The sequence below is a fragment of the Micromonospora sp. NPDC049274 genome, assembly GCF_040678875.1.
GTDB lineage: Bacteria > Actinomycetota > Actinomycetes > Mycobacteriales > Micromonosporaceae > Micromonospora.
Map to the genome: position 1 here is coordinate 107,864 of NZ_JBFAQS010000019.1, position 21,273 is coordinate 129,136.

The following is a 21,273-nucleotide window of genomic DNA, read 5'->3' on the forward strand; positions in this document are numbered from 1 at the left end:
CGGCTGGTGGTTCAGCAGGTCGGCAGGACGTTGATGTTGTCGCCGCCCTCCAGGTTGAGCCAGGCCCACGGGATGTAGTTCTTCCCGTTGAATTCGACCTGCACCCACCAGGTGCTGCGCTTCTGGTTGTTGTAGATCCAGGAGTCGACGTCCTCGCCGGACTTCTTGCAGTACGCCTTCAACCGCCGGCCGGGCTTCGCCCAGCCGGCCTGCTGGTCGTTGTCCTGCCGGGTGACCTTGAAGATCTCGTTGCCGTTGCGGCCGTCGACTTCCTTGTCGCAGTAGGTCCGCTGGTCGCCGTCCGGCCCGTTGTTGCAGGTGGCGATGCCGTAGAGCGCCAGCGTGGCCTGCGCCCTCGTTGCCGTGTTCTTACCGGCAGCATTGCTGGCGGTCACCGTGAACGAGTACGACGTGCCCGGCGTCAGCCCCGTCATCGTGATGCTGGAGCAGGCCCCGGCCTTCGCCGGCTCACCCGACGTGCTCAGCGAGCAGGTGGCCCTGCCGCCGCCCGCATCCACTGTGAACGTGACAGTCGCCGACGTGGCCGTCGACGACGAGCCGGTGACCGTGACCTGCGGCGCCGCGACCGTACGGGCCGTGGCGGTCGCCTCCGGGCCCGCCCCGGCCTCGTTTACCGCCTTCACCTTCACCGTGACGTTCTGGCCGTTGCCCAGACCGGTGACGGTGGTGCGGGTCTCGGTCACCTCGCTGGTCCTGCCACCGACGTCCACCTGGTACTTCGTCACCGGCCGCCCGTTCGCCTCGGCCGGCGACCACTGCACGGTGACCGCGCCCGGTTGGTCGGCGACAGTCCCGGCCTGCAGGTCGAGCGGCCGGCCGGGCGCCGCGTACGGCACCACGGTGTTGCTGACCGGCGACGCCGCCGAGCCGGCCCCCTTGTCGTTGACCGCCACGACCGTGAACACGTACTGGGTGCCGAACTCCAGCTCACCGGCCGGCACCACCAGTTCGGTCTTCGTCGACTCTCCGGCCGGCGCGTTCGTCCCCGCCGAGGTGGCCGTCACCGCGTACTTGGCGATCTTGTTGCCCTGCCCGTTCGCGGCCGGCCACTTCACCACCACCGTGCCGTCCGGCCGCTCCTGCGCCGTGACGCTTGTTGGCGCATCGGGCACCGCCGCGGTCGGGGTCACCGGGTTGCTGCTGCGCGCCGGGCCATCACCCTTGGCGTTGACGGCGTGCACCGCGAAACGGTACGTCTCGCCGTTGGTCAGCCCCTTGACCTCCACCGAACGCTGGTTGGCGCCCACCTCCAGGCGTTTGTCGGCGCCCTGCACCACGTACTTGATGATCTCGGCGCCGTTCGCGGCGGCAGGCCGCCAGCTCACCCGGGCCTGGGCGTTGCCGGCGGCGGCGGTGACGCTGCGCGGCGCGCTCGGCTTGCCCACCCGGGGCTTCTTCGGCGGAGGCGGCGGCGGGGGAGCAGGCGGCGGGTCACCGCCCAGCACGTCGTTGGCGTACTTGTCGACCTCGCGCACCTGGTGCTTGTCGTCCACCACGCGGGCCGTCGCCGAGTCGGGCGAGTTGATGAAGAGGTGGTTCTCCCGCACCTCCATCTCCAGCGGGCCGTTCGCCCGGCCCTTGATGGTGTCGACCAACTGGCCGCCCGCGTCGAAGGAGTAGATGGTGCCGGTCGCCTCGTCGGCGCAGTAGAACCGGTCGGCCCACGCCACCGCCGGGCTCAGCCGGTCGCCGCTGCCCGGCACCGTGAACGCCCGCTCCTCACCGGCGTCACCCACCACCAACACCCGCCGCTCCGCCGGCACCGTCACGGGCACCCGCGGCCCGGAGGTGCGGGTCGGCATCGCCGCCGGGCCGGGCAGCGTCAACGGCGTCGGACGGACCTCACCGTGCTGCACCCGCACCAGCCGGCCGGCCGTGCGGTCGAGCACCGCCACCCCGTCGTCCAGGGTGGAGACCACCAGCTCGTGGCTGGCGTCCGCCACGTCGTACGTCTCGACCCGCTCCGGGCTGAGCCCGCTCCCGGCCGGCGCGGCCGAGGCCGGCGCGGACGGCAGCTTCGCGGCGGTGACCGCCGAGACGGTGCCCTCGCTGGGCACCGCGATCCAGAGCCGGCCCTCACCGTCGAAAGTGCCGCCGGTGATGCCCGGGGGATAACGCACCGGCTCACCGATGGGGCTCAACGACCGCGGATCGAGCTGCCGCACGATGCCCTGCACGGCGTCGACGACGAACGCCGCGTCCTCGTGCAGGGCGACGCTCACACCCAGGCCGGGTGTGGTCGGCGTCGTAGCGGTGAGCTGCAGGGTGGCCAGGTCCAGTGAGCTGATCTGCCCGGTCTGCAGATCACGCAGGATCAGCAGCCGATCGGTCTGTGCGACCTGCATCGGGTGTCGGCGGGCGCCCGGAACCTCGGTCCGGGTGTCCACCCGCGCGGTGACCCCGTTGACCCGGGCCAGTTCGCTGCGCGCCGCGCTCCACAGCCAGGAACTCGCGTCGTAGTTGGCCACCGCGTTGTCCGCCGCGCCCAGCCCCAGGACGGTCAGCCCCATGGCGGCCAGCAGCGCGGTGACCGTGCCGACCGTCACCAGCCCGCCGCGCAGTCGGGACCGGGAACGGGGGGCGTCGGTCCGCTCGGCGTCGTCGATGCTGGCCACAGCCGGCTGCCTTCCCTGAGTCGTGGCAGGTGGCGTACGCCTCGCGGCGACCCCTCCCCTGAGCCGGGTGCCATCATATGGCCCGACCGGGAACGGGGGAACCCGCACCGTCACCCCTGTGGATACCGAGCGTGCGCAGTGGACGCCCAGCTCAACTCGAGGATCGCGAACCCGACTCTGTCCGTCGGGCGGCGTGGACCGATCGCGGGTCAGCTCGGCAGCATGCACCGTTGCGGGTCAGCTCGGCGGCGTGGACCGTTCGCGGTTCGTGCAGACCTGGCCGGAGGTGGCGAAACTGTCCGTGGAGTAGACCGCCAGCACCGTGAAGCAGTAGTCCACCCGGGAGCTGAGCCCGTTGACCGTGTGGCTGGTCCGCCCCGGCTCCACGGTGGCCATCACCCCGAGCGCGAGACCGGCCCGTCCGCCGGCGACCATGAACGGCACCGCACCCCCCGACGGGTCCGTCCAGGTCAGGGTGATCGTCGCAACGTCGTCACGGAGCTTCAGATCACCGGGAGGGGGGCCGGCAGCCGACGACGTCGCCGTCACGGCGGCGCCGGGCGGCGGTGGCGCGTCGTCACGGTTCAGCACCACCACACCCAGGCCGGCGACCGCGACCAGGGCAACCCCTGCCGCCACCGCCGCACCGATGAGCGTCGCCCGGTTGCGGCCCGTCGAACCACCCTCGTCGGCGTACGGACCGGAGTAGGCGTCCTGCTGGTAGTGCTGCCCCGGGTACACCTCGTGGCTGTGCTGATAGGGCTGCCCCGGGTACTGCTGACTGGCCGGGTACTGCGCGGCGGGCGGATGCGTGGGGGCGACCGGCGGGTAGGTCACAGGCGCGACGAACCCCGCCGTCGTGTCCCGCGGTGGGGTCGGCGTTGGTCCGACGGCCGGGAACACCTCCGTCGACGCGGACGCGAGCCCCGACCGCTCGCCCTGCACGGTCGACAGTGCCGAGCCGGCGATCGGCAGGCTCTCGCCGCCCGCGGCGGACCGGTCACCCACGATGGCCGCACTGTTCGAAGTGGTCTCCCCGATCGGTGTGGTTTCACCGTGCGGTGTGGTTTCACCGTCCGGGGTGGGCTCCCCGATGTCCGTCCGGCTCGGATCCGGGGGGTGGCCGCCAGCCGTGGGCAGCGGATGCGGGGGCGCACTGCTGCTCCAGGGCGGGGCGGTCAGTCCCCAGGGCGGCGCGCTCACCGGCGGCGCGGAGACGGGCTGGCTGTGACCGGGTGGTCCGGACACGGGGTAGTGGTGGGCGGGTGGTCCGGACACCGGGAACGTCGGCGCTGGTGGTCCGGACACGGAGTAGGGGTGGCCGGGTGGTCCGGAGATGGGCTGGCCGTGGGCGGGTGGTCCGGACACCGGAAACGTCGGCGCTGGTGGCCCCGACACGGGATACGTGTGCAGGGGTGGCGCGGATACGGGCGGGCCATAGCCGGGCGGTCCGGCCACCGGCGGGGTGGGGACCGCCGGTGACACGGAATCAGAATGCGACCGGTCGGGTGGTCCGGAGACGGGTTGGCCGTGATCGGGCGGGGCCGACACCGGACGGGAAGGACGCCCGGCCGGTGCGGAGGTTGGTCCGGCTTGCGTCGGCGGCGCGGAGACCGGCTGCGGCGCGGCGGGCGTCGTGCCGACCGCGTGGTGCAGCGGTGGCCCGCTCACCGGGCGGGTGGGCGCCGCGCCCGGAGTCGTCGGGATAACCCCGGAAGGCCCCGGCCGACCTGTCGTGCGGGTTGGTCCGCCCGGTCCGGCCGCTGCGATCCGCGCGGCCTCCTCGGCCAGCAGGGGCTCGATCTGCCGTACCTGAATGGTCGGGTCTGCCCACCGCGGCGCCGGAACCGACGGTGGGGATGCCGACGGCACGGCGGAGGGCTGCGTGGCGGCCGGCGGGGCCGGGTTCGCGGCCGCCGGCGCCGAGGGCTGCGCCTTGACGACCGGCTGGATCGGTTGATCACCCGTTCGCTGACGCGGCGGTACGGGTGGCGGCTGCTGCCGGACGGGCGCCGGCTCGCCGGCGGCCCGAGGCGGCGGCGCGACCGGTGGCCGGGGCGACGCCGCCGGCTGCTGCTCGGCCCGCTGGCGCGGCGGCGCCGGACGGTCGAGGGTGGCTGGCCCCGGCGACATGGCGGACGCGGTCGGCACCGGACGGGCGGGGGTGGCCGGTGCCGGTGACGGGGCGGACGCGGTCGGTGCCGGACGGGTGGGTGCCGAGGGAGGCGGCGGGGCCCAGGGCGACGCGGGTGCCGAAGGGTCGCCCGCCATCGGCCGCATCGCGGCAAGGGTCGCCAGGGACAGCGTCGGGCCGGTCAACGCTCCGGAGTTCGCCGTCGGGGCAGCGGAGGTGGACGTCGACGACCCGACGTCCGGCCGCTTTGGGTCAGGGCTGGCCTCGCCGAGGTAGTCACGGGCGGCGCGTACCACCGGGTGGTGCTCACCGAGCACGGCGGGCCCGGCGCTGGCCACGCGCGTGTAGTTGCGGCGGGCCTCGTGCCTGTTGCCCAACTCCTCGGCGACCTCCGCCAGTTCGAAGGCGAGCGCGAGCATCATCGGCGCGGAGTGGTCCCAGCGCCGCTCGCCCGCAGCGAAGGCCTCCTCCAGCACCCGGCGGGCGGCAAGCGGGTCGTCCGCCTCGCGATGCAGGCGGGCCAGCAGGTGCGCCGTGTGCAGCACCTCGGGATGGTCCTCGCCGTACGGCGGACGGGCGGACCCGACAGCGTCCGCGAGCAGCTGCCGGGCACCGCCGAGGTCGCCTGCGGTGCGCAGTGCGAGGGCCTGCTGCTGGACGGCGGCCAGAGGAGAGGGATGGGACACAGGGCAATGCTGCCGTTACCGAGCCGCCGACGCTACCCGGGCCCACGCGCGATCCCGCTTCGGTGACCTTCGGTGACGGGTGAGCAGCGGCGGGAGGGCGGGTCGGCGGGGGCTCGGTAGGCGATGTGCATGATCCACGAGTGCCGTGTACAGTAACTCCCCGTGCGGCTCGCCGTGCCGACCTCGGATGGAAAGATCATCTGAGCGGCAAGGTAGGCTGAACGAGCAGGTCCGGGTGGCGGAATGGCAGACGCGCTAGCTTGAGGTGCTAGTGCCCGTATAGGGCGTGGGGGTTCAAGTCCCCCCTCGGACACCAAATTGCAGCATCCATGCTGTGTATCGCGTACTGGTGGTCAAGCGCGCTTGATCACGCAAATCTGACCTCAGCGACACCCTCGACCGAGCCTGTCTCGATCGAGGGCGGTTGTCGTGGCTGAGCGTTCCGTGGCTCCCGTCATTCCGGCCGTGAGGCTGTCGGACCGTGAGCAGAGCCCGCATCGACCGCGTGGTGGAGCCACTCGTCGTCCGCCGTTGCCCCTGCCGGTGCTACCCACGTCACGTACCGGCACGATGTTGTACGGCCTGGCTGCCATCGACAGCAGTGGCCGGATCGCCGACCGTGCGGTCATCCGGGCCCTCGGATGGGGGCCAGGCACGCGGCTGCATATCCGCGAGGCCTCCGGTGTCATTGTCGTCCGGCTGGACCGGCAGGGCGTCTTCACCGTCACCGGCCAAGGCCACCTCCACCTGCCGGCGGCCGTCCGGCACTGGTGCGGGCTGACCGCCGGTGACCGCGTGCTCCTGGCCGCCAACCCGGCTGACGGCCTCCTGGTGGTGCATCCTCCCGCCGCCCTGGACGCGATGGTCGTGGCGGTACACGCAGACCTGCTGGGCGGTGGTCAGGCATGAGCGACACCACCGTGGGCCGGGCCGAGCTGGACGCCGCGCGGCTACTGCTGGCGCGGATGGGGATCTCGCCGGCTGACCTCGTTGAGGCGGCGTCGGACCGTCCACCCGCGCCGACGTTCGCCGAGTACGTGCCGGTGGTAGCGGCGGCGGTCAGCGACGGCACCCGGCGGGCGTACGGCTCGTACTGGAAGCGGGTCCTGGAGCAGTGGGGGCAACGGCGGCTCGATGAGCCGACACCTTCGGAGATTGAGCAGCTCGCTGAGTACACCAAGACGCATGTGGTGGCCCGACGCAACGCGCGAGGCGGGCGTAGCGCGGCGGAGCACTTGATTTCCGCGCTGCGGTGCCTGTACAAGCGGGCCGTTGCCGACGGGTACGTCACCGCGGCGGACAACCCCGCCCTCAAGGTGGCCAAGCCGCGGCGCCTGCCCAGCACCAGGCGAGCGGTGGCCGACAACCGGTTGGCGGAGATCAACGCCGTTGCTGCCAGCACGGGCGATGACCCGGCGCTGGACAGCCTGCTGCTGCGACTGCACACCGAGACGGCGTGCCGCCGGGGCGGTGCGCTGGCGCTGCGGCCCGTCGACCTGGACCCGGACCAGTGCCTCATCCTGCTGCGGGAGAAGGGCGACACGGTGCGGTGGCAGCCGGTGTCACCGACGCTGATGAGGCACCTGCAGCAGCATGCCGAGGAGCGCCAGGCGTCGGGAACGGGGCAGCTGCTGCGTTACCGCAACGGGCAGCCGATCACCTATCGGCGCTACGACCACCTGTGGGTGCGCATCGGTGAGCACCTGCCGTGGGTGTACGTGCAGCAGATCAGCACCCACTGGTTGCGGCACACGACGTTGACGTGGGTTGAGCGGAACTTTGGCTACGCCGTAGCCCGTGCGTACGCCGGGCACTCCGACAGCGGTAGCGACGTCGGCACCACCAGTACGTACGTTCGGGCGAGTCTGCAGGAGGTCGCCGCCGCTCTGGCGGCGCTGACCAACGAAGCCCATTCTCTGGCCTGAGAACGCTGTCAGCGGGTGGACTTGGCCGCAGGGTCTGGTCCACCCGCGCGAGCTGGTTGGAAGATCGGTGGCCAGCGTTTCCGGCGTTCGGTCGAGCCGAGGAGGGCAGGGCGTGGGCAGGAGGCCGTGCTGCGGATGGCCGAGGCTTGTCGCAGCACTATGCCAGGATGGGCGACTGTGACGGCACCCCGACGTTCATGGACCTGGCGCGACTGGGCGCAGGCGGAAGCCGATGTCGCGTCCGGCGAAGTGCATGAGCACCATCAGTTCGAGCTGAAGCGTGACAACTACGGCACGAGCGACAGCGCCAAGAAGGAACTGGCGAAGGACGTTGCTGCGCTAGCCATCGACGGGGGGACGCTCGTCATCGGGGTCGAGGAGGACAGGAACACCGGGCGGGCGACCACCCTCGCCCCGGTCGAGCTGGCCGGCCACGTCGAGCGCATCCAGAGCGTGTGCTTCGCTCGGATCGACCCGCCCCTGGCGATCACCGTCACGGACGTGGTCAACCCGAACGATCCCCGGACCGGCCTGATCATCGTTGACGTACCGTCGAGCCCGTTCGCGCCACACCAGGTCGATGGCCGGTACCTCGGCCGCGCGGACCGGGTTGTGAGGCCGCTGTCCGATTCCGAGGTGTTCCGCCTACACCGGCTGCGCGACGTGTCCGAGGACAGCATCCTGCCTGACCTGGAGCGCGCAGGGCGTTCGGCGGCCGTCCACGACATGGGGTCGTGCACTCTGACCATGGCGGTGGCACCACTCCAGGCGCACCGACCAGAGCTGCTGCGCGACGAGGTGGCCTCCGGCCGCTCGTGGCTCGCCTCCGTCACCGACGCTGCTCAAGACCGTCTTCGAGCCGTCAATGATGGCCCTCTCGCGAACCTGCTCATGTCGGATCCGAGCTTTCCGTTCAGCAGTCGCAACGGCGTCGACACTCCCAGTGGCTTCGCCTTTGGGTACTACACGCGCGAAGTGTGCAACGTGTACTTGGAGGTTGCGGAATCCGGCACGCTCACGCTCGCGGCCCGCGATGTCACCGACTGGGGCGCGGACCAAAGGGGCCACCCTCAATACCAGAAGCTCATCCTCCCGCACCTGGCGGCCACATACGCTGCCCTGGCTCTCGCGACCTTCTCCGAGATCGCGGAGCGCAGCGGCTTCGGCGGGATCGTCGGGATCGCACTCCGCCTGGACGGCACACGCGACGTCACGCCGGTGCGCCAGGGGATGGGCCGACGCTGGGACCCGTCGGTCCCGTACCCCGACGAGCAATACCAGCGCCTCACGAGCGCCACCACCGTCGAACTCCGGTGCGACCTGACGCCCGTCATGGACCGGCTGTGCGGGCGGTTTTTCCGAGCCCTGGGTCTCGGTGACTCGTTGCGTCAGCGCCCCTCCGGGTCTTGACCAGCCGGTAGCCACGGGGGCGTTGCGGACGACGGGTAACGACCTCGCCCCCGGCCGCCGCGTCACCTAAGGTTTCCGCGTCACAGCGCCACGGCCGGCGCCAGAGAAATGGGTGAGCCATGAACGCAGTCATAGAACTCGGCAACGGAGATTCCCTCCAGTTGGAGCCGGCCCGGCGCGCCCTGAGCCTGTATGCGGGCGCCGGAGGCGCGAAGGTCGAGGTGACGCTGAGGATCAACAAGTTGCAGGACCTGGCTCCGGGTATCGCGTACCGGGTGAGCGCCGAGATGCACGTCGAGGACAGCAGGCGCAGCCAGCGGATGCTGTGCGCCCTCAACGCCGCGAACCTGGTCACGCCGCTCGTCCAGGCAAGCCAGGTGCAGCTGTCGGGCTTCGTCACCGACGAGCAGCTGCGCGCCGTCGAGCAGCTGCGCGCAGGCGGGGACCTGTGGGTGAACCTGAAGCTGTCGGTGTTGTCGCTGGAGTGGGCGGACGACTCGGAGCCGATCACCGCGGCCCGGCAGCGGAGCGCCGCACAGCTGGGCTGGGTGCTGAAGGATGGAGAGAGCAAGGCGACCCTGTTGCCGCCGGCGGGAACAAGGTTGGAGCACCAGCGCCCGTTGCAGAAGGTGCGGACCTCGGACTTGAGGTTCGACATCAACGCCGGGGAGTGGGCGGGGCAGATGGTCAAGGTGGACGCCGGGGCCTTCGTCGAACTGCTGGTGCCGCTGGTCAGAGGCGCGGACTACACCGGCGCGGTGGCGGCGCTGCGGGAGGCGCGTGAGCTGCTCCGGCAGGGCAACATCGATCCGGCGATCGTGGAGGCGCGCAAGGCCGTGGAGCAGGTCCGTGACGCGTACGGAACGCTGAAGCTGTTCAACGCGGCGAGGACGAAGGCCCCGCGGGAGCGGACCTACGACGAGCGGTGGGCGTTCATGGTCGAGGACTTGTTCTCGACGATGAGCGGCGCGGGCCACGCGGACCCGGTGACGCAGGACTTCGAGTTCACCCGCGAGGACGCCGAGATGCTGATCGTCGCGACCGCCGGGATGCTCAAGCGGCTGTCCGTCGACAGCTCGCTATAGCCGTCCGGGTCTGGACAAACCCGGCGCCTTCTGTCCAGACATAGGTTGCGGATTTTCGGCAAGGAGGCGCTTCGCCGGCTGCTCGGTTGAAGTCGGTGCCGGGCGGTCTGCCCGGTAATCCGGCTGCGGCTGAGTGGGCTGGAAGGCAGCATGACGGGATGCCGGATCTTGTGTGGGACGAGGTCAAGAACTTCTTCGATCCCGAACTGATGGGTGCGCTGCCGGACCTGTCCGTGCCGGGCGCCTCCGTGGCGGACTGGCAGATCATGTTCGACCTGGTCCGGTCAAATGGATGGCGGTGGGAGTACTTGGAAGGCGGCGTTCCGGGGCCGCTGCCGTCAGCGGCCGAGGTGCTGTCACGGCCGGCTGACGCGGAGACCGTTGATCTCCGTGCCTGGCCCATCCCTTCCGTTCTGGTGATCTTCCGGCCAATGTCCTCCGAGGAGATCGACTTCGATGTTGACCTCCGCGAGCTTCAAGGCCAGCAGGGCGTGGACGTGCTGTGCGAGCTCATGTGCGCCATCGGTCGTGCGCTCGGCAAGACGGTATTCATGGACGCTGAGGGTGACCGGAACCATCCGGTGCTCGGCTTCAAGCCGGACCTCGACCGGGTGGTTCTGCTAGCGGATCCCGAGCGGATCTGATGGAGGCGGGTGTGGAGGCGACCCACTGCGCCTGGGTTGGCAGGTTCCCCTCCAGCAGCCGGTGCGAGATAGCCGACTTCGCTTCTGCCTGCAGGGTTTCCGGCAACTGCTCGAACGACGGTGGCCAGACATCCAGCAGGGAGAAGACCTCTTGATCGTCATGAAGCTTCAGGAGCAGGGCGCAACGCCAGTGAGGCGTGAACTCAGGCCGCCGTCCGGCCTGGTGAACGACCACCGGGTGCAGATAGTGGATCGCTGACGGTGCCGCGTTCGTGGCCAACCATCCGGCTCCGTGGTAGCGGTTGAAACCGCGTGCCCGTGCCTCGTCGTCCAGGCGCAGTAGCTCGTTGGTTTCGATCGCCTTGACGGTGCGCGGAACGGTTGAGGACATCCGAATAGTCTTCCATGACCAGCACAAGGCTGATCAAGTTGTCCGGCGGCGCTCGTGACCGGTCCAGGCGTCGTGAACGCGTGCTTGGATGATCAGGTGAATGAGTGGCATGGGTCTGCGCCGGCCTGGCGAGCAGGCGTGGATCTCGATGGAGTTCGGTTGGCGGTGGAGGAGCTGGACTCGTTGCTGCGCGCAGTGGCGGCGACCGGCGCGTCGATGCTGATCAAGGTGGACGGAGAGCGGACCGACGGCGTCAACCCGAAGATATTCACTGTGGTGATCTCGGGCGTTGGTGACGAGGCCGGACCGATTCGGCTCGATGGTGCTGACCTTGGTCGAACTGTTCAGCGGGCGGTTGAGGCGTTCGATACCCGTCAGTGAGGTCGATGCCAGGGCAGCCCGTCATGGGCGATGCCTGAGCGGGTTGCGCCTCGGATGCCGAAACGCTCGTCGCCGACCGTGACTTGTTGCCCCGGTCAGCTTCCCGGTGTGGCGAAGAGCTTGCGTTCGCGTCCGAGTAGCGGTCGTCCTCCTCGTGGTCCTGGTGGTGCGTCGCGGCTGGGCCAGGGTGCAGGGCTGGTAACGGTGTCGAGGTAGCCAGATTCCGCTGGGGTGGGTCTGACGTAGTCGGCGATGACGAGTTCGGCGTTGTCGTTCGAGGTGGCTGCAGGGGTGCTTGGATCGAGGTGCGTGGTCGCCTGGGCGCTGGCGTCGACGGTGCCGAGGAACAGGTCCATGCGGACTGACCGTCGGCCAGGGGAGACATGCTGGCGATGACGAGCGGACATATCCTGTGGCCGTGCGGGAAGATCGACAGTCACGCCGAAATTGTGCACCCCTCAGCGCGGAGGTCCAGGTTCGGCCCCCGCAACCTATCTCTGGACGCCGCAACGACCTCCGTAAAGTAGGTCTGGACTCCGCAACGTTCGCTTGGACCGGACACTAGCGATCGCCTATTCGCATCTGATCGGACAGGCGGCGGTTGGAGCAAGATATGGCCATTGCTTATCAATCTTCGACCGGGCGCGGTCGCAGATCGGCAATGGGGAGCGGGCGGCCGCCCGCTTCGTCGGCCAAGTCGACCCCGGTAGCCGCTCGCGCTGACGCCGCCGGCAACGCCCTGGGCGCACAGTGGCGTCAATGGACCGTGAGCAGCCTGCCCCGCGCCGTAAGGCCCGCCATCGTGCCCACAATCGGCCGGGTCGCCCGCACGCGGTGTTGCTCAGGCTGTCTGACGAGGAGAAGGCCGCGATCGACGCGGCTGCGGCGGTCGCGCAGCTGACCGCGACGGGGTACGCGGCGAAGGCCGCGGTCGCCGCTGCGTCTGCGGCGCAGGCACCCGTTGGCGCGACCGGCGATCTACGCGACCTGCAGCACGAGTTGTTCGCCGCCCGCCGGGCCGTGGTGATCTTCGGCAACAACGTCAACCAGGCCGCCGCAGCGTTCAACGCCACCGGCCAACTGCCCGACTGGGCCGCCGAGGCCGTCCGACTTTGCGCGGCGGCGGTGGCCCGCGTCGATGAGGTGATCTCCCGGATCGACAGGAAGTTGCGGTGATCACGCGAGTGCACCGGCGCGGTTCGCGGGTTGGCGGCCTGCTGCGCTACCTATGGGGCCCAGGCAAGGCCGAAGAACACGTCAACCCGCACCTCGTTGCCGCCTGGGACGGCGCAGGCCCCCTTATTCATCTCGAACCGAAAGTCACCGCCAGCGACAAGAGGGATCTCCGGGCGCTGACGGCGATGCTGGAGCAGCCGGTCCGCGCCGGCTACCGCCCACCGACCAAGTTCGTCTGGCACGCCAGCATGCGACTCGCCCCCGAAGATCGGCATCGCAGCATCACTGACACGACCTGGGCGAACATGGCGGTGCAGATGCTGACTGAGGTCGGCGTCGCCACCACCGCCACTGACCCGGGCCTGCGCTGGATCGCCATGCGCCACGCCGACGACCACGTACACATCGTTGCCACGCTGGTGCGCGAGGACGGCCGCACCAACTGGCTGCGCAACGACTACCTGCGCTGCGTTAAGGCCACCTACAACGTTGCCCGCCGCTACAACCTGCACCGCCGGGTCGCGCCGGCTGACCGCACCGCCCACCGCCGCCCCCACCCCGCCGAGGTCAGCAAGGCCCGCCGCGCCGGCCGCGCCCAGACCCCCCGGGACGAATTGCGCCGGCGGTTACGCACGGCCGTAGCTGCGGCCGGCGCCGAGGAGGAGTTCTTCGCCTGGCTACGCGCTGCGGGCATCCTGGTCCGGCTCCGGCACAGCAGCACAGATCCCCGCCAGATCACCGGCTACGCGGTGGCCCTCCCAGGCGCACGCACCGCCGGTGGACAGCCGGTGTACTTCAGCGGAGGCCGGCTGGCACCCGACATGACCCTGCCGAAGCTGCGGCTGCGGTGGGGCACTCCGACGCCCCTGCCAGCAGCGCCGCCGGTCGGCCGGACCGAACGGGTCCACGCGATGCGCCAGGCCGCAAAGGTGGTCACCGCTGCCGCCGACGACATCCGCCGCGACGCTCACGCCGCGCCCGCACGGGCACAGGCCACCGCGCTCGCCGCAGCGGACGTGCTCACCAGCCTGGCCTACACCGTGGAGGGCGACCGGCGCGGGCCACTTCACCGGGCAGCCGAAGTGTTCGATCGAGCGGCCCGGGACCTATACGGGTGGGTCCAGAAATCCACCAGCCGTTCCCAGGAGATGCGCGCCATGTCGCGCCTGGTAGCGCTCCTGGGCCGCCTCTCCGGCGACGACGACACCATCGCCGCCCTCGCGCTGATCATGGATCTCGCCCGACTCGCCGACACCCTCGAGCACCTGCGAAATGCCCAGCAACGCCTGCACCAGGCCGAAGCGGCCCGGACCGCAGCCGACGCGCTGCGTGTGGTAGCGGGTGGCCGGCAATGGGCAGTAACGCTGCCGCTAACTCCAACGTCAACACCTCAACTGACAGTGGGAGGCGGCCGGCGTACCTCGCGCGGTCGCTGAGCAGGCAAGGGAGGGGCACGTGTCGCATCCGCAGCAACACGAGGACCCGATGGCCGAGACCCGCCAACAGTTCCTGCAAGGGCTGGCGACGATGGCGACCGTCGGCGAGGCAGGCGCCCGCTGGGCCGCCGTCGGCATCCAGAACAAGGCCGCCGAACGCGAACGCGAGGCCCACCGCGAACAGGCCGCCGCGAAGGCCCGCCGCGAAGCCGACCGGCTGGCAGCGAAGGTACGAGTAGACCGCGAGCGGATGGCGTCTTCGCTGGACGGCGATTGGCTGGTCAACAAGGCCACCTTCGCTGAGGCCGCCGCCGTCTGGCGTACCGCGACGATCCACGCCAGCAGCGACCCGGTAGCCCAGCGGGCGGCCGAGTTCGCCGAGCAACGGCTGCGGCAGATCCGCCCGGACCTCATGGCCGCCTACGACCGCAACCGGCAGGCGGGAGCACCAATCCCTGAGGCCATGCGTACCGCTGCTCGAGAGGTGTGGGAGCGCGACGCGCGCTCAGGTCGCCGACAGTATGGCGGAGCTCGCGCGCACGGCGGCACACCCGACCGGCGGGGTATCACCCCGGACGGTCCAGCAGCACTGCCACCAGGTGGTCGTGCGGTGGTCGACGGCTTCGATGCCGTCGTTAGGCAGGAGGCGATGAAGCTGGCCGAGCACGTCCGGCCTGAGGCCCTCGACGAGTTGCAGCGCCAATGGCGTGCCACCGGGAAGCTTCCCGCCGGCGAACCGGTACAACTACTCCGCGACCTCGCCGCAGAGATGAACCAGGCGATCAGGGCGGGCGACGCTGACAGGCAGCCGGTCGAGGCGATCCGCCTCGCGCAGAGACACGTCGAGGAGGCCCTGGCCCGCGACCTACAGAGCCGAGCTGCTGCCGAGCGCGACGAAGGAGTCCGCGACGGCGGGACGGTCGACAATCCCCGTACCTCGGCTAACGAGTACGCAGCCGGGCAGACGGCGAGCGGTCTCCACGATGACAACGCCGATCACCTCGTCGCCTCCGCGGCTGCCGCCCACCGCGCTGACACACTCGCGACGCCGGCATGGGTGCAGGCTTTCCCAAAGCTTCGCGTAGCCCAGGTCAACCCTGCAGTCGCCGGGAAGCAACCTGCGGCAGCGGTCACTTCGGTGCCGATGCGGGGCAGGACACGATGACGGCCATCGCGTCTCCACGGCCCCGCACTGACGGGGCTACCCGACTCGACGAGCTCGCTATTGAGGTGGCGAGGCTGGCAGCGCAGGTTGCCGACCTGCAGCAGGCCCGAGCCGAACGCGCCGACGCTGGCGATGGTGACGATCAGCCGCCTCTGTACTCGACTGTCGAGCAATGGGTGACCACCTATCTGCTGCCGACCTTCCCGCGCCCGATCGGCGAGGTCGGCATGACCCGGTGGCACTGGTGCGAGCAATGGTGGCGCCACGACGAAGCGGTCACACGGCTAACGGCCCTGTGGTACGGCTGGGAACAGGCCCGCCTGCAGATGACCGGGATGCTGCCCTGGCTGAGAGAGCTGGACCACCAGTTGCCCATTCTGTACGGCGACGACGGACCATTCCGCAATTGTGCTGCCTCCGGCGCCCTTGGAGAGACGCGGCACCAACCGTCCCCGGAGATGCCTGCTGAGTCCGCGCCCGAAGACTGGTGGAGTTGGTGGGACTGACACCGTAGCGGAGATGGCTAGAGAGCGTAGGCATCTTCATGTGCTCTTGTCGATCAACGTGCCTAGCAAGGCCTTGTGGCCGAGAAATTGACCAGTAAGGCAGCCGTCGGAGTGAGCAGCGGCCGAGGCCCTGGTTGCGTGCACCTCGGAACGCCGTGTACTGATCAGGCCTCTGTCACGCGCCCGTTACGGTCGCCTGAGGCGAAGTGTAGAGGACGGCGATTACCTGTGTCTGTCAACACCTGCGGTTCTCTGTAGAAGGAGCTTAAGGCTCTCGTAAGCGCTATCCAATTCGCTTTCCTCTTTAAACTGAACATTGCTGACATTGAAATCCTCGAGGCGGGCCGCCAGTTCCGGGAATTGCTCGGCATCGCGAAGAATCTGGCCCACAAGCATCGGCTGTAGAAGATCAGCTGGTAAGGCTGACTGAGATTCTTTCGAAAGCTCCTCCAGCTTCGCGTCGAGGATCTTTTGGTCGAGTCTCCCTTGGATGGTGATGCGGAGGCAGTTGCTCTCGTACTCCTTGATCAACGGTTTTAGGTACTTGCGCATTCTTTGAACTTGCAGCCTTAGATCGCCGGGGCGGGCGTAGGCCTCGGGCAGGGCGATTATCCGCCGCAGCATGGCGCGCATCTCACGGCACTTTTCGATCACGTCCGTGTACGTCTCGGCGTTTGCGTTCGAGATCATCCGCATGAACGCGCCCTCCAGAGCGTCCTGGGCGACGACTAGGTCTTGAAGCATCCTCGTCCAGGCCTCACGCTTCGCTCGAGTAACCTCGACTTGGCGGAAGACAGCCGCGATGACACCGGTGCCGGTGAAGACTGTGGCGAGTTGCAGCAGCCATGTACCGATCTGAAACGCGGGCCCTGACGAAGTGGGTGTGCTGCGGAGGATGACGAAGCCGGCGACCGCAGAAGTCAGGGCAAGTAGAAAAAGTGCAGACCCAAGGGCCATCAAGTCGCGAGGGCGCCGAGCATCAGAACTCATGGTGCGACCATGCCACCTTCGGCGGCTCCAACCAAGAGGCAAACCTTACTGCGGAACCTCACGCCCGGCTTGCAGCGCCCACACGACCTGACCTATTGACACGCTCGGGTGAGTTAGCTGCACCTCTGCGTGTAACCGGTATGCATCAACCTGCCCGTTCTCCGACTCGCGGGCGATCGCCTCCGCAATGGCGGAGATCGCCGCACAGATCTCACGTGAGGGCGGTTCGTTGACCGAACTGGCCAACGCCCGCACGTCGGGCTGCGGCAGGCTCAGGTGGACCTGCCCTCCGGTTTCGCCGTAGACCATGATGACCCCCTACCGCACACGGTAGGAACGCCGGGCGGCGCCGGTCCATGACGGATAGTACGACAGGATCCTGACAAGTTGAGTCCTGATCGTGTCGTCGTTCGCTTGGTGCCGGGTCGGTACGGAATGATCCTCGGTCTGACGGCCCATGAGAAGAAGGGACCATGCCACGGCACGTGTCGCTGTCGTCGACCCCCTGCCACTGTTTCGGGAGGGGATCGCAATGGTGCTCAGTGCTGCTGGCCATCAGGCAGAGACTCCGCCGGACCTCGTTCGTTGGGCGCACCGGCGTACATCGGCACTTGTGCTCTTGACGCTGATGGACGACTCCGACTGGCGGCTCTTGGCCCGACTTCACGATGCCCACGTCAAGGTGCCAATCATGGTGCTCATCGAGGCCGACTCCATTGACCACGGGGTGCGGGCAGCCCGGGCCGGTGCGCGATCGGTGCTGCCACGCGGCATCACCGGGGCCGTGCTCCAGCAGACCATCAGCACTACTATGGACGGCTATGCGGTCCTGCCTCCAGAGGTCGCGGCGCGTCTCGCCGCAGGCGTCCCGGGGGAACAGTTGCAGGCAGCCACGCAAGATCGAATCGTTTGGTTGCGGCAGCTGGCGTCGGGCGTGACGGTCGCCCAACTTGCCGACCAGGTCGGGTACTCCGAACGCGCGATGTTCCGGCTGCTGACCGCTCTCTATAAAGACATAGGCGCGCGGAACCGCATCGAGGCAATCGTGCTGGCCCGAGACAGAGGCTGGATCTAGGCACCCCGGAGGGCGTCAATCACTGGTTGCAGGGCCTGTGGCCTGGGCGCGGTCCTGTCTAGACGCTCGAGCATGAATGCCATCCGGTCGACCAGACCGGGGGCGCGCGGTGGACTGGCGACTTCCGGCATCTGGAACGCCTTGATTGCAGATGCCAAGGTAGCGCGGCCGGCCAGGTATAGGCCGCACAGTGCGAAGCCCTGGAGGTGTCGGGCACCGAAGTCGCCCCGTCCGATCTCGATGAGCTGGCCAGGGGCGATTCTGACGCCAGTGTCTTTGGCGATGCGTTCCTCAGCCTCCCTTCGTAGTTCATTGAAGAGGTCGCCCGCTGCTTGGGAATCGTCTGTCATACGTCTGGTGAGGGCCTGGAGGCCCAGCACCACGAGGTGTCTGCCGCGTGGACGATGCCAGCCCGCACGCGTGATTGACGTCGCAGCCTCGGCCGATCGCTCCGCGCGCAGGTGCGCGACGCACAGCGTTGTACGGGCCTGCAACAGCGTCGCTCGATCCTGGACCCTGAAGGCAAGGTCCACCGCACGTCCTGCGGTCTCGATCGCATCATCGACCGCGCCTGTTTGAAGCCCTTCGAAGAGCTGGAGGTCTGCCAGCGCGTCCAAGTAGGTAGCGCGATACCAGGCACCGCCGTGCTCGGCAATGGCACGGATCTCATCCAGCCACATGTGCGATTGGGTGAGCTCCGCCTGCTCGGCATGCCAGCGGCACAACCTGACGGCTAAGCTGACCGCAAGTGACCGGGCCTCCACCTCCGCTCCAGGTGAGTCGGCGAAGTCAGACGAACGGGAGATCTGGAAGGCACTGGTAGCCATCCTGATCGCCTCGGGATACTCACCCCTGCGGCGGTGGCAGTCGGCCAGGCCATGCATAGCGCCCATCCTCGCGATTACGTCACCCGCTTCGGTAGCCTGTGCCAGCGCTTCCGTGTGACCGAAGCGCGCCTTCTCGATGTTGTTCGACTCCCAGTTCACCGTGGCCAAATTCGTCTGCAATCTGGCCAGCACGTGGGGTTCTGCGTCCGCTCTGGCCAGGGTCAGTGCGGACTCGTAAGCGTCGTTCGCCTCTTTCAATTCGCCAATTGATCGGTAGATGCCGCCGAGCGCGTTCTCGTTGAGCTTCTCTAGCTCAGGGTTGCCGAGGCGGCCGCGGACCGCGATCCGCTGGGGCAACAAGACGTGGGTACAGTTCCATTGCCGCAGGAGTGTGTCGACATCTTCCATCACTCGTAGCGCTAGTGGAAATGCTCCGGCGGCCACGAGAGCCCGCACCTGGGCGAGCTGGTAACGCAGGTCCGCCAGGGTGCGGGGTGCTGACACCGCGCACCGTTCTAGAGCCTTCGCAGCTTCGTAGAATAACCGTCGACGATCCGGATCCGGCGTCTGGTCCAGAACGGTCCGCGCGTCTACGCCAGGAAGGAAGAACAGCTCTGACTCGAGGCGCAGCAGACGGTCATCGTGCAGGTTCCACAGTGATTGCTGCACACGGTCCGGTTGGATGTCGCTAAGCATGTCGTGCATCACCTGTACCGGGACCGGTGTTCCAGCTGCAGCCAGTGCGCGGATCACGCGCCGCAAGAGTGGGTGCATCCCGTCGGTAAGTACGTGGACGAGGTAGGTCCTCGGTTCGTGCCGATGTTCTCGCAATCCCTGAACCAAAGCCTGCAACGGCAAGCATGCATGGCGTACCGTCCCATAGACCAGCTCACCGACCCGTGGAACGCCGTCGGCGCACTCCCATAAATCACGACGTTCGTCTGAGGACAGACGGTCTAGTCCGAGAGACTTGCCCTGATCGATGCCCTGGAGCAGCTTGAAGAAGTCCTCGAGCCCCAGGCCGGGTAGGTTGACCATGTCCTCGTCAGCCCCGAGCGCTGCAAGCCCTTCGTCGGGCGTTTCGAGGACTACCGTCACTTGGTGATTCTCGTCGGTGTTGAGCAGGGTGAACGCCTCGTCAAGTCCGAGATCTACCAGCCGGGGTGTGTCCGGGTCGACGAGTTGTTCCGCGGAATCGACTGCGATGACGATCGGGTCGCGCGCGTTTCTCAGCACCGCTTCGAGCCGCACCAGTGCCGCGCCCGTTCCGCCGGTGATGCTCGCTGGCTCGCCGCTGATCAGCTCGATAAGTGTGGGGACGTCGAACCGGTAGTCTGGCGTGGCATGTCGCCGTATCGACCTCACCTTCGGTTCGAGCGTCGTGATGACTGTGTCGACCAGCTTGCTCTTGCCAACGCCGCTTCGTCCTTGGATCGAGAGCACCCCGTGCGGACCATTAACCAGGCGGTCGGTGAGTGCCTCCTGCTCGAAGTACCGGTCGATAATCCCAGGATGTCCGGCCGTTAGGGGGACTTCAGACGACGCCGTACCGCCGAACTGTTCGCAGTAGCGTTCGGCTGCTGCCGCTGCGAGGTCGTAGCACCAGCGCCTGGCCCGCTCGGAGTCTGCTGTCGTGATGGTGCGACCGACGCGAAGCAGCGCGACGCCAACGAGCGCCAGCAGGCACTGAGGTGCCCAAAAATCGCCAAGGCCCGACTTCGTCGGGAAACTGCTGACACATGCCTCATGGATGGCACGGCTGATCCGTTGGAAGTAGGCCACCCTGCCCGACATGCTTGCCTGATGAGGGTCCACAATGACCCTGATGAGCTCCGGACCCGCGGCTTGCAGACGACTGAAGTCGTCGAGCGCGAGGGACACCAAAAGGTGCATTGGGTCGCGGGCCAGCGGTGCGTCGTCGGAGTAGTGGTCGTAGTCGATGAGCTCGAAGCTGTCACTCTGTACGTCTGGCTTCGAACGAATCAGAATGTTCCGGCCAGATAGGTCCCCGTGCGCCTTCCCGACTAGCAGGTTCTTGACCATCCATCGGCCATGCGCTCCGGTCAGAAAGTCGAGTGGTGCCCGACTGCCGAGGTCGTGCGCCCTGCGGGCCCATCGGATGACGTTGCCTCGGCGGCGCCCCACAATGCCGGAGACGATCTTTCGAACACTACGCCCCACATGTTTCTGGTCGCCGTCGTTCCACTCGCCTATCACCGACTTGACGATTGAGCCGTAGTCGATGTCAAGTCTGGCCGGATCTTCTCCGCGTAGCTTTGTCAATGATCGATAGTCCTCCAAATTTCCGCCGGCAACTCGCATGAACGTGGCGTATGTGTCGTCCTCGCCGAGGTTGAACACCTCTCCGTCGAGTTGGGCCAGATGTCGCGCAACGAAGTCGTTATTCCGAGGGGTCAGCGCACGGCTCAGCTGCTCGGCGCGCTTACTCGAGGCGCAGAACTTTAGAATCAGCTGTTCGGTAGGTGAATGACGTAGAACCCGAGCCACTGGGCTGCCGCTACGCCCTTCGCTGAACCATGCGATGAAGTCTAGGTCGTACCGCTGGGGGGCGAGATGCCTCTCCAGGCCGTCCAGCAGGTGACCGTGACTCAAGCATGAATCTTCTTCCCATTCCGGCCGGTTGGTCAGTTGCCCCATGCCGGACAACGTAGGCGCTGATCAACATCAATAATATGGTCCGTACCGTCTGGATCTACCACCCCAATCGGGCAGGGCCTAGGATTTTCCGGGGCTTGCTCGCTGCCCTGCCTGCGGCAATCAAGCCGACGTCATTAAGTAGCACTTT

18 protein-coding genes and 1 tRNA gene are annotated in these 21,273 nt (G+C 68.1%); 12 read left to right on the forward strand and 7 right to left on the reverse strand.

Going from position 1 to position 21,273, the window contains the following annotated elements; genetic code table 11:
- Positions 1-11: 11 nt before the first annotated feature.
- Together AB0K10_RS28130 and AB0K10_RS28135 are read right to left on the reverse strand one after the other, a co-directional pair.
- Entirely contained in the window at positions 12-2,636 is a 2,625-nt protein-coding gene (locus tag AB0K10_RS28130; protein WP_363688359.1) for a fibronectin type III domain-containing protein, read from the reverse strand.
- A gap of 237 nt (positions 2,637-2,873) precedes the next feature.
- A complete protein-coding gene (locus AB0K10_RS28135; RefSeq protein WP_363688360.1) occupies positions 2,874-5,456 on the reverse strand; it encodes a tetratricopeptide repeat protein in 2,583 nt (860 codons plus the stop codon).
- A gap of 229 nt (positions 5,457-5,685) precedes the next feature.
- On the opposite strand from AB0K10_RS28135, the gene AB0K10_RS28140 reads away from it, so the two are divergent.
- The 6 genes from AB0K10_RS28140 to AB0K10_RS28165 all read left to right on the forward strand — a co-directional run bounded on the left by AB0K10_RS28140 (position 5,686) and on the right by AB0K10_RS28165 (position 10,520).
- Positions 5,686-5,772: transfer RNA gene (locus tag AB0K10_RS28140), tRNA-Leu, on the forward strand.
- 254 nt (positions 5,773-6,026) lie between these two features.
- Positions 6,027-6,365, forward strand: a complete 339-nt coding sequence (locus AB0K10_RS28145) for an AbrB/MazE/SpoVT family DNA-binding domain-containing protein (protein WP_363688362.1) — start codon at positions 6,027-6,029, stop codon at positions 6,363-6,365.
- Positions 6,362-7,381: a site-specific integrase gene (locus AB0K10_RS28150; RefSeq protein ID WP_363688364.1), complete on the forward strand. Its 1,020-nt coding sequence runs from the start codon at positions 6,362-6,364 to the stop codon at positions 7,379-7,381. Before AB0K10_RS28145 ends, AB0K10_RS28150 begins: the two co-directional genes overlap by 4 nt.
- A 177-nt stretch (positions 7,382-7,558) precedes the next feature.
- A complete protein-coding gene (locus AB0K10_RS28155) occupies positions 7,559-8,791 on the forward strand; it encodes an ATP-binding protein (RefSeq protein WP_363688366.1) in 1,233 nt (410 codons plus the stop codon).
- Positions 8,792-8,910: 119 nt separating this feature from the next.
- Entirely contained in the window at positions 8,911-9,876 is a 966-nt protein-coding gene (locus tag AB0K10_RS28160; protein ID WP_363688368.1) for a hypothetical protein, read from the forward strand.
- A 158-nt stretch (positions 9,877-10,034) separates the two neighbouring features.
- Positions 10,035-10,520 (forward strand): hypothetical protein, encoded by a 486-nt coding sequence (locus AB0K10_RS28165; RefSeq protein WP_363688370.1) that lies wholly within the window; start codon positions 10,035-10,037, stop codon positions 10,518-10,520.
- Here the strand turns inward: AB0K10_RS28165 and AB0K10_RS28170 are convergent.
- A complete protein-coding gene (locus AB0K10_RS28170; protein WP_363688372.1) occupies positions 10,468-10,911 on the reverse strand; it encodes a hypothetical protein in 444 nt (147 codons plus the stop codon). The genes AB0K10_RS28165 and AB0K10_RS28170 overlap by 53 nt on opposite strands.
- A gap of 165 nt (positions 10,912-11,076) precedes the next feature.
- On the opposite strand from AB0K10_RS28170, the gene AB0K10_RS28175 reads away from it, so the two are divergent.
- Positions 11,077-11,292: a hypothetical protein gene (locus tag AB0K10_RS28175; RefSeq protein ID WP_363688374.1), complete on the forward strand. Its 216-nt coding sequence runs from the start codon at positions 11,077-11,079 to the stop codon at positions 11,290-11,292.
- Between the two features lie 95 nt (positions 11,293-11,387).
- On the opposite strand, the gene AB0K10_RS28180 is transcribed toward AB0K10_RS28175, so the two are convergent.
- Positions 11,388-11,648, reverse strand: a complete 261-nt coding sequence (locus tag AB0K10_RS28180) for a hypothetical protein (protein ID WP_363688376.1) — start codon at positions 11,646-11,648, stop codon at positions 11,388-11,390.
- A 403-nt stretch (positions 11,649-12,051) separates the two neighbouring features.
- Here AB0K10_RS28180 and AB0K10_RS28185 point away from each other — a divergent pair, with 403 nt between their 5' ends.
- The 4 genes from AB0K10_RS28185 to AB0K10_RS28200 are packed head-to-tail and all read left to right on the forward strand — an operon-like array spanning position 12,052 to position 15,575.
- Positions 12,052-12,468 (forward strand): hypothetical protein, encoded by a 417-nt coding sequence (locus AB0K10_RS28185; RefSeq protein WP_363688378.1) that lies wholly within the window; start codon positions 12,052-12,054, stop codon positions 12,466-12,468.
- Positions 12,465-13,904: a relaxase gene (locus AB0K10_RS28190; protein WP_363688380.1), complete on the forward strand. Its 1,440-nt coding sequence runs from the start codon at positions 12,465-12,467 to the stop codon at positions 13,902-13,904. Before AB0K10_RS28185 ends, AB0K10_RS28190 begins: the two co-directional genes overlap by 4 nt.
- A gap of 19 nt (positions 13,905-13,923) precedes the next feature.
- A complete protein-coding gene (locus AB0K10_RS28195) occupies positions 13,924-15,069 on the forward strand; it encodes a hypothetical protein (RefSeq protein ID WP_363688381.1) in 1,146 nt (381 codons plus the stop codon).
- On the forward strand, positions 15,066-15,575 hold the full coding sequence (locus tag AB0K10_RS28200) for a DUF4913 domain-containing protein (protein WP_363688382.1): 510 nt from the start codon (positions 15,066-15,068) through the stop codon (positions 15,573-15,575). The genes AB0K10_RS28195 and AB0K10_RS28200 overlap by 4 nt, the downstream gene beginning before the upstream one ends.
- A 222-nt stretch (positions 15,576-15,797) precedes the next feature.
- Here the strand turns inward: AB0K10_RS28200 and AB0K10_RS28205 are convergent, their stop codons facing one another.
- Positions 15,798-16,565, reverse strand: a complete 768-nt coding sequence (locus tag AB0K10_RS28205) for a hypothetical protein (RefSeq protein ID WP_363688383.1) — start codon at positions 16,563-16,565, stop codon at positions 15,798-15,800.
- Positions 16,566-16,610: 45 nt separating this feature from the next.
- Positions 16,611-16,874, reverse strand: coding sequence for a hypothetical protein (locus AB0K10_RS28210; RefSeq protein WP_363688384.1), 264 nt, complete (start codon positions 16,872-16,874; stop codon positions 16,611-16,613).
- A 382-nt stretch (positions 16,875-17,256) separates the two neighbouring features.
- On the opposite strand from AB0K10_RS28210, the gene AB0K10_RS28215 reads away from it, so the two are divergent.
- A complete protein-coding gene (locus AB0K10_RS28215; protein WP_363688386.1) occupies positions 17,257-17,640 on the forward strand; it encodes a hypothetical protein in 384 nt (127 codons plus the stop codon).
- Here AB0K10_RS28215 and AB0K10_RS28220 read toward each other — a convergent pair.
- On the reverse strand, positions 17,637-21,125 hold the full coding sequence (locus AB0K10_RS28220) for a hypothetical protein (protein ID WP_363688388.1): 3,489 nt from the start codon (positions 21,123-21,125) through the stop codon (positions 17,637-17,639). The genes AB0K10_RS28215 and AB0K10_RS28220 overlap by 4 nt on opposite strands.
- Between the last annotated feature and the right edge of the window lie 148 nt (positions 21,126-21,273).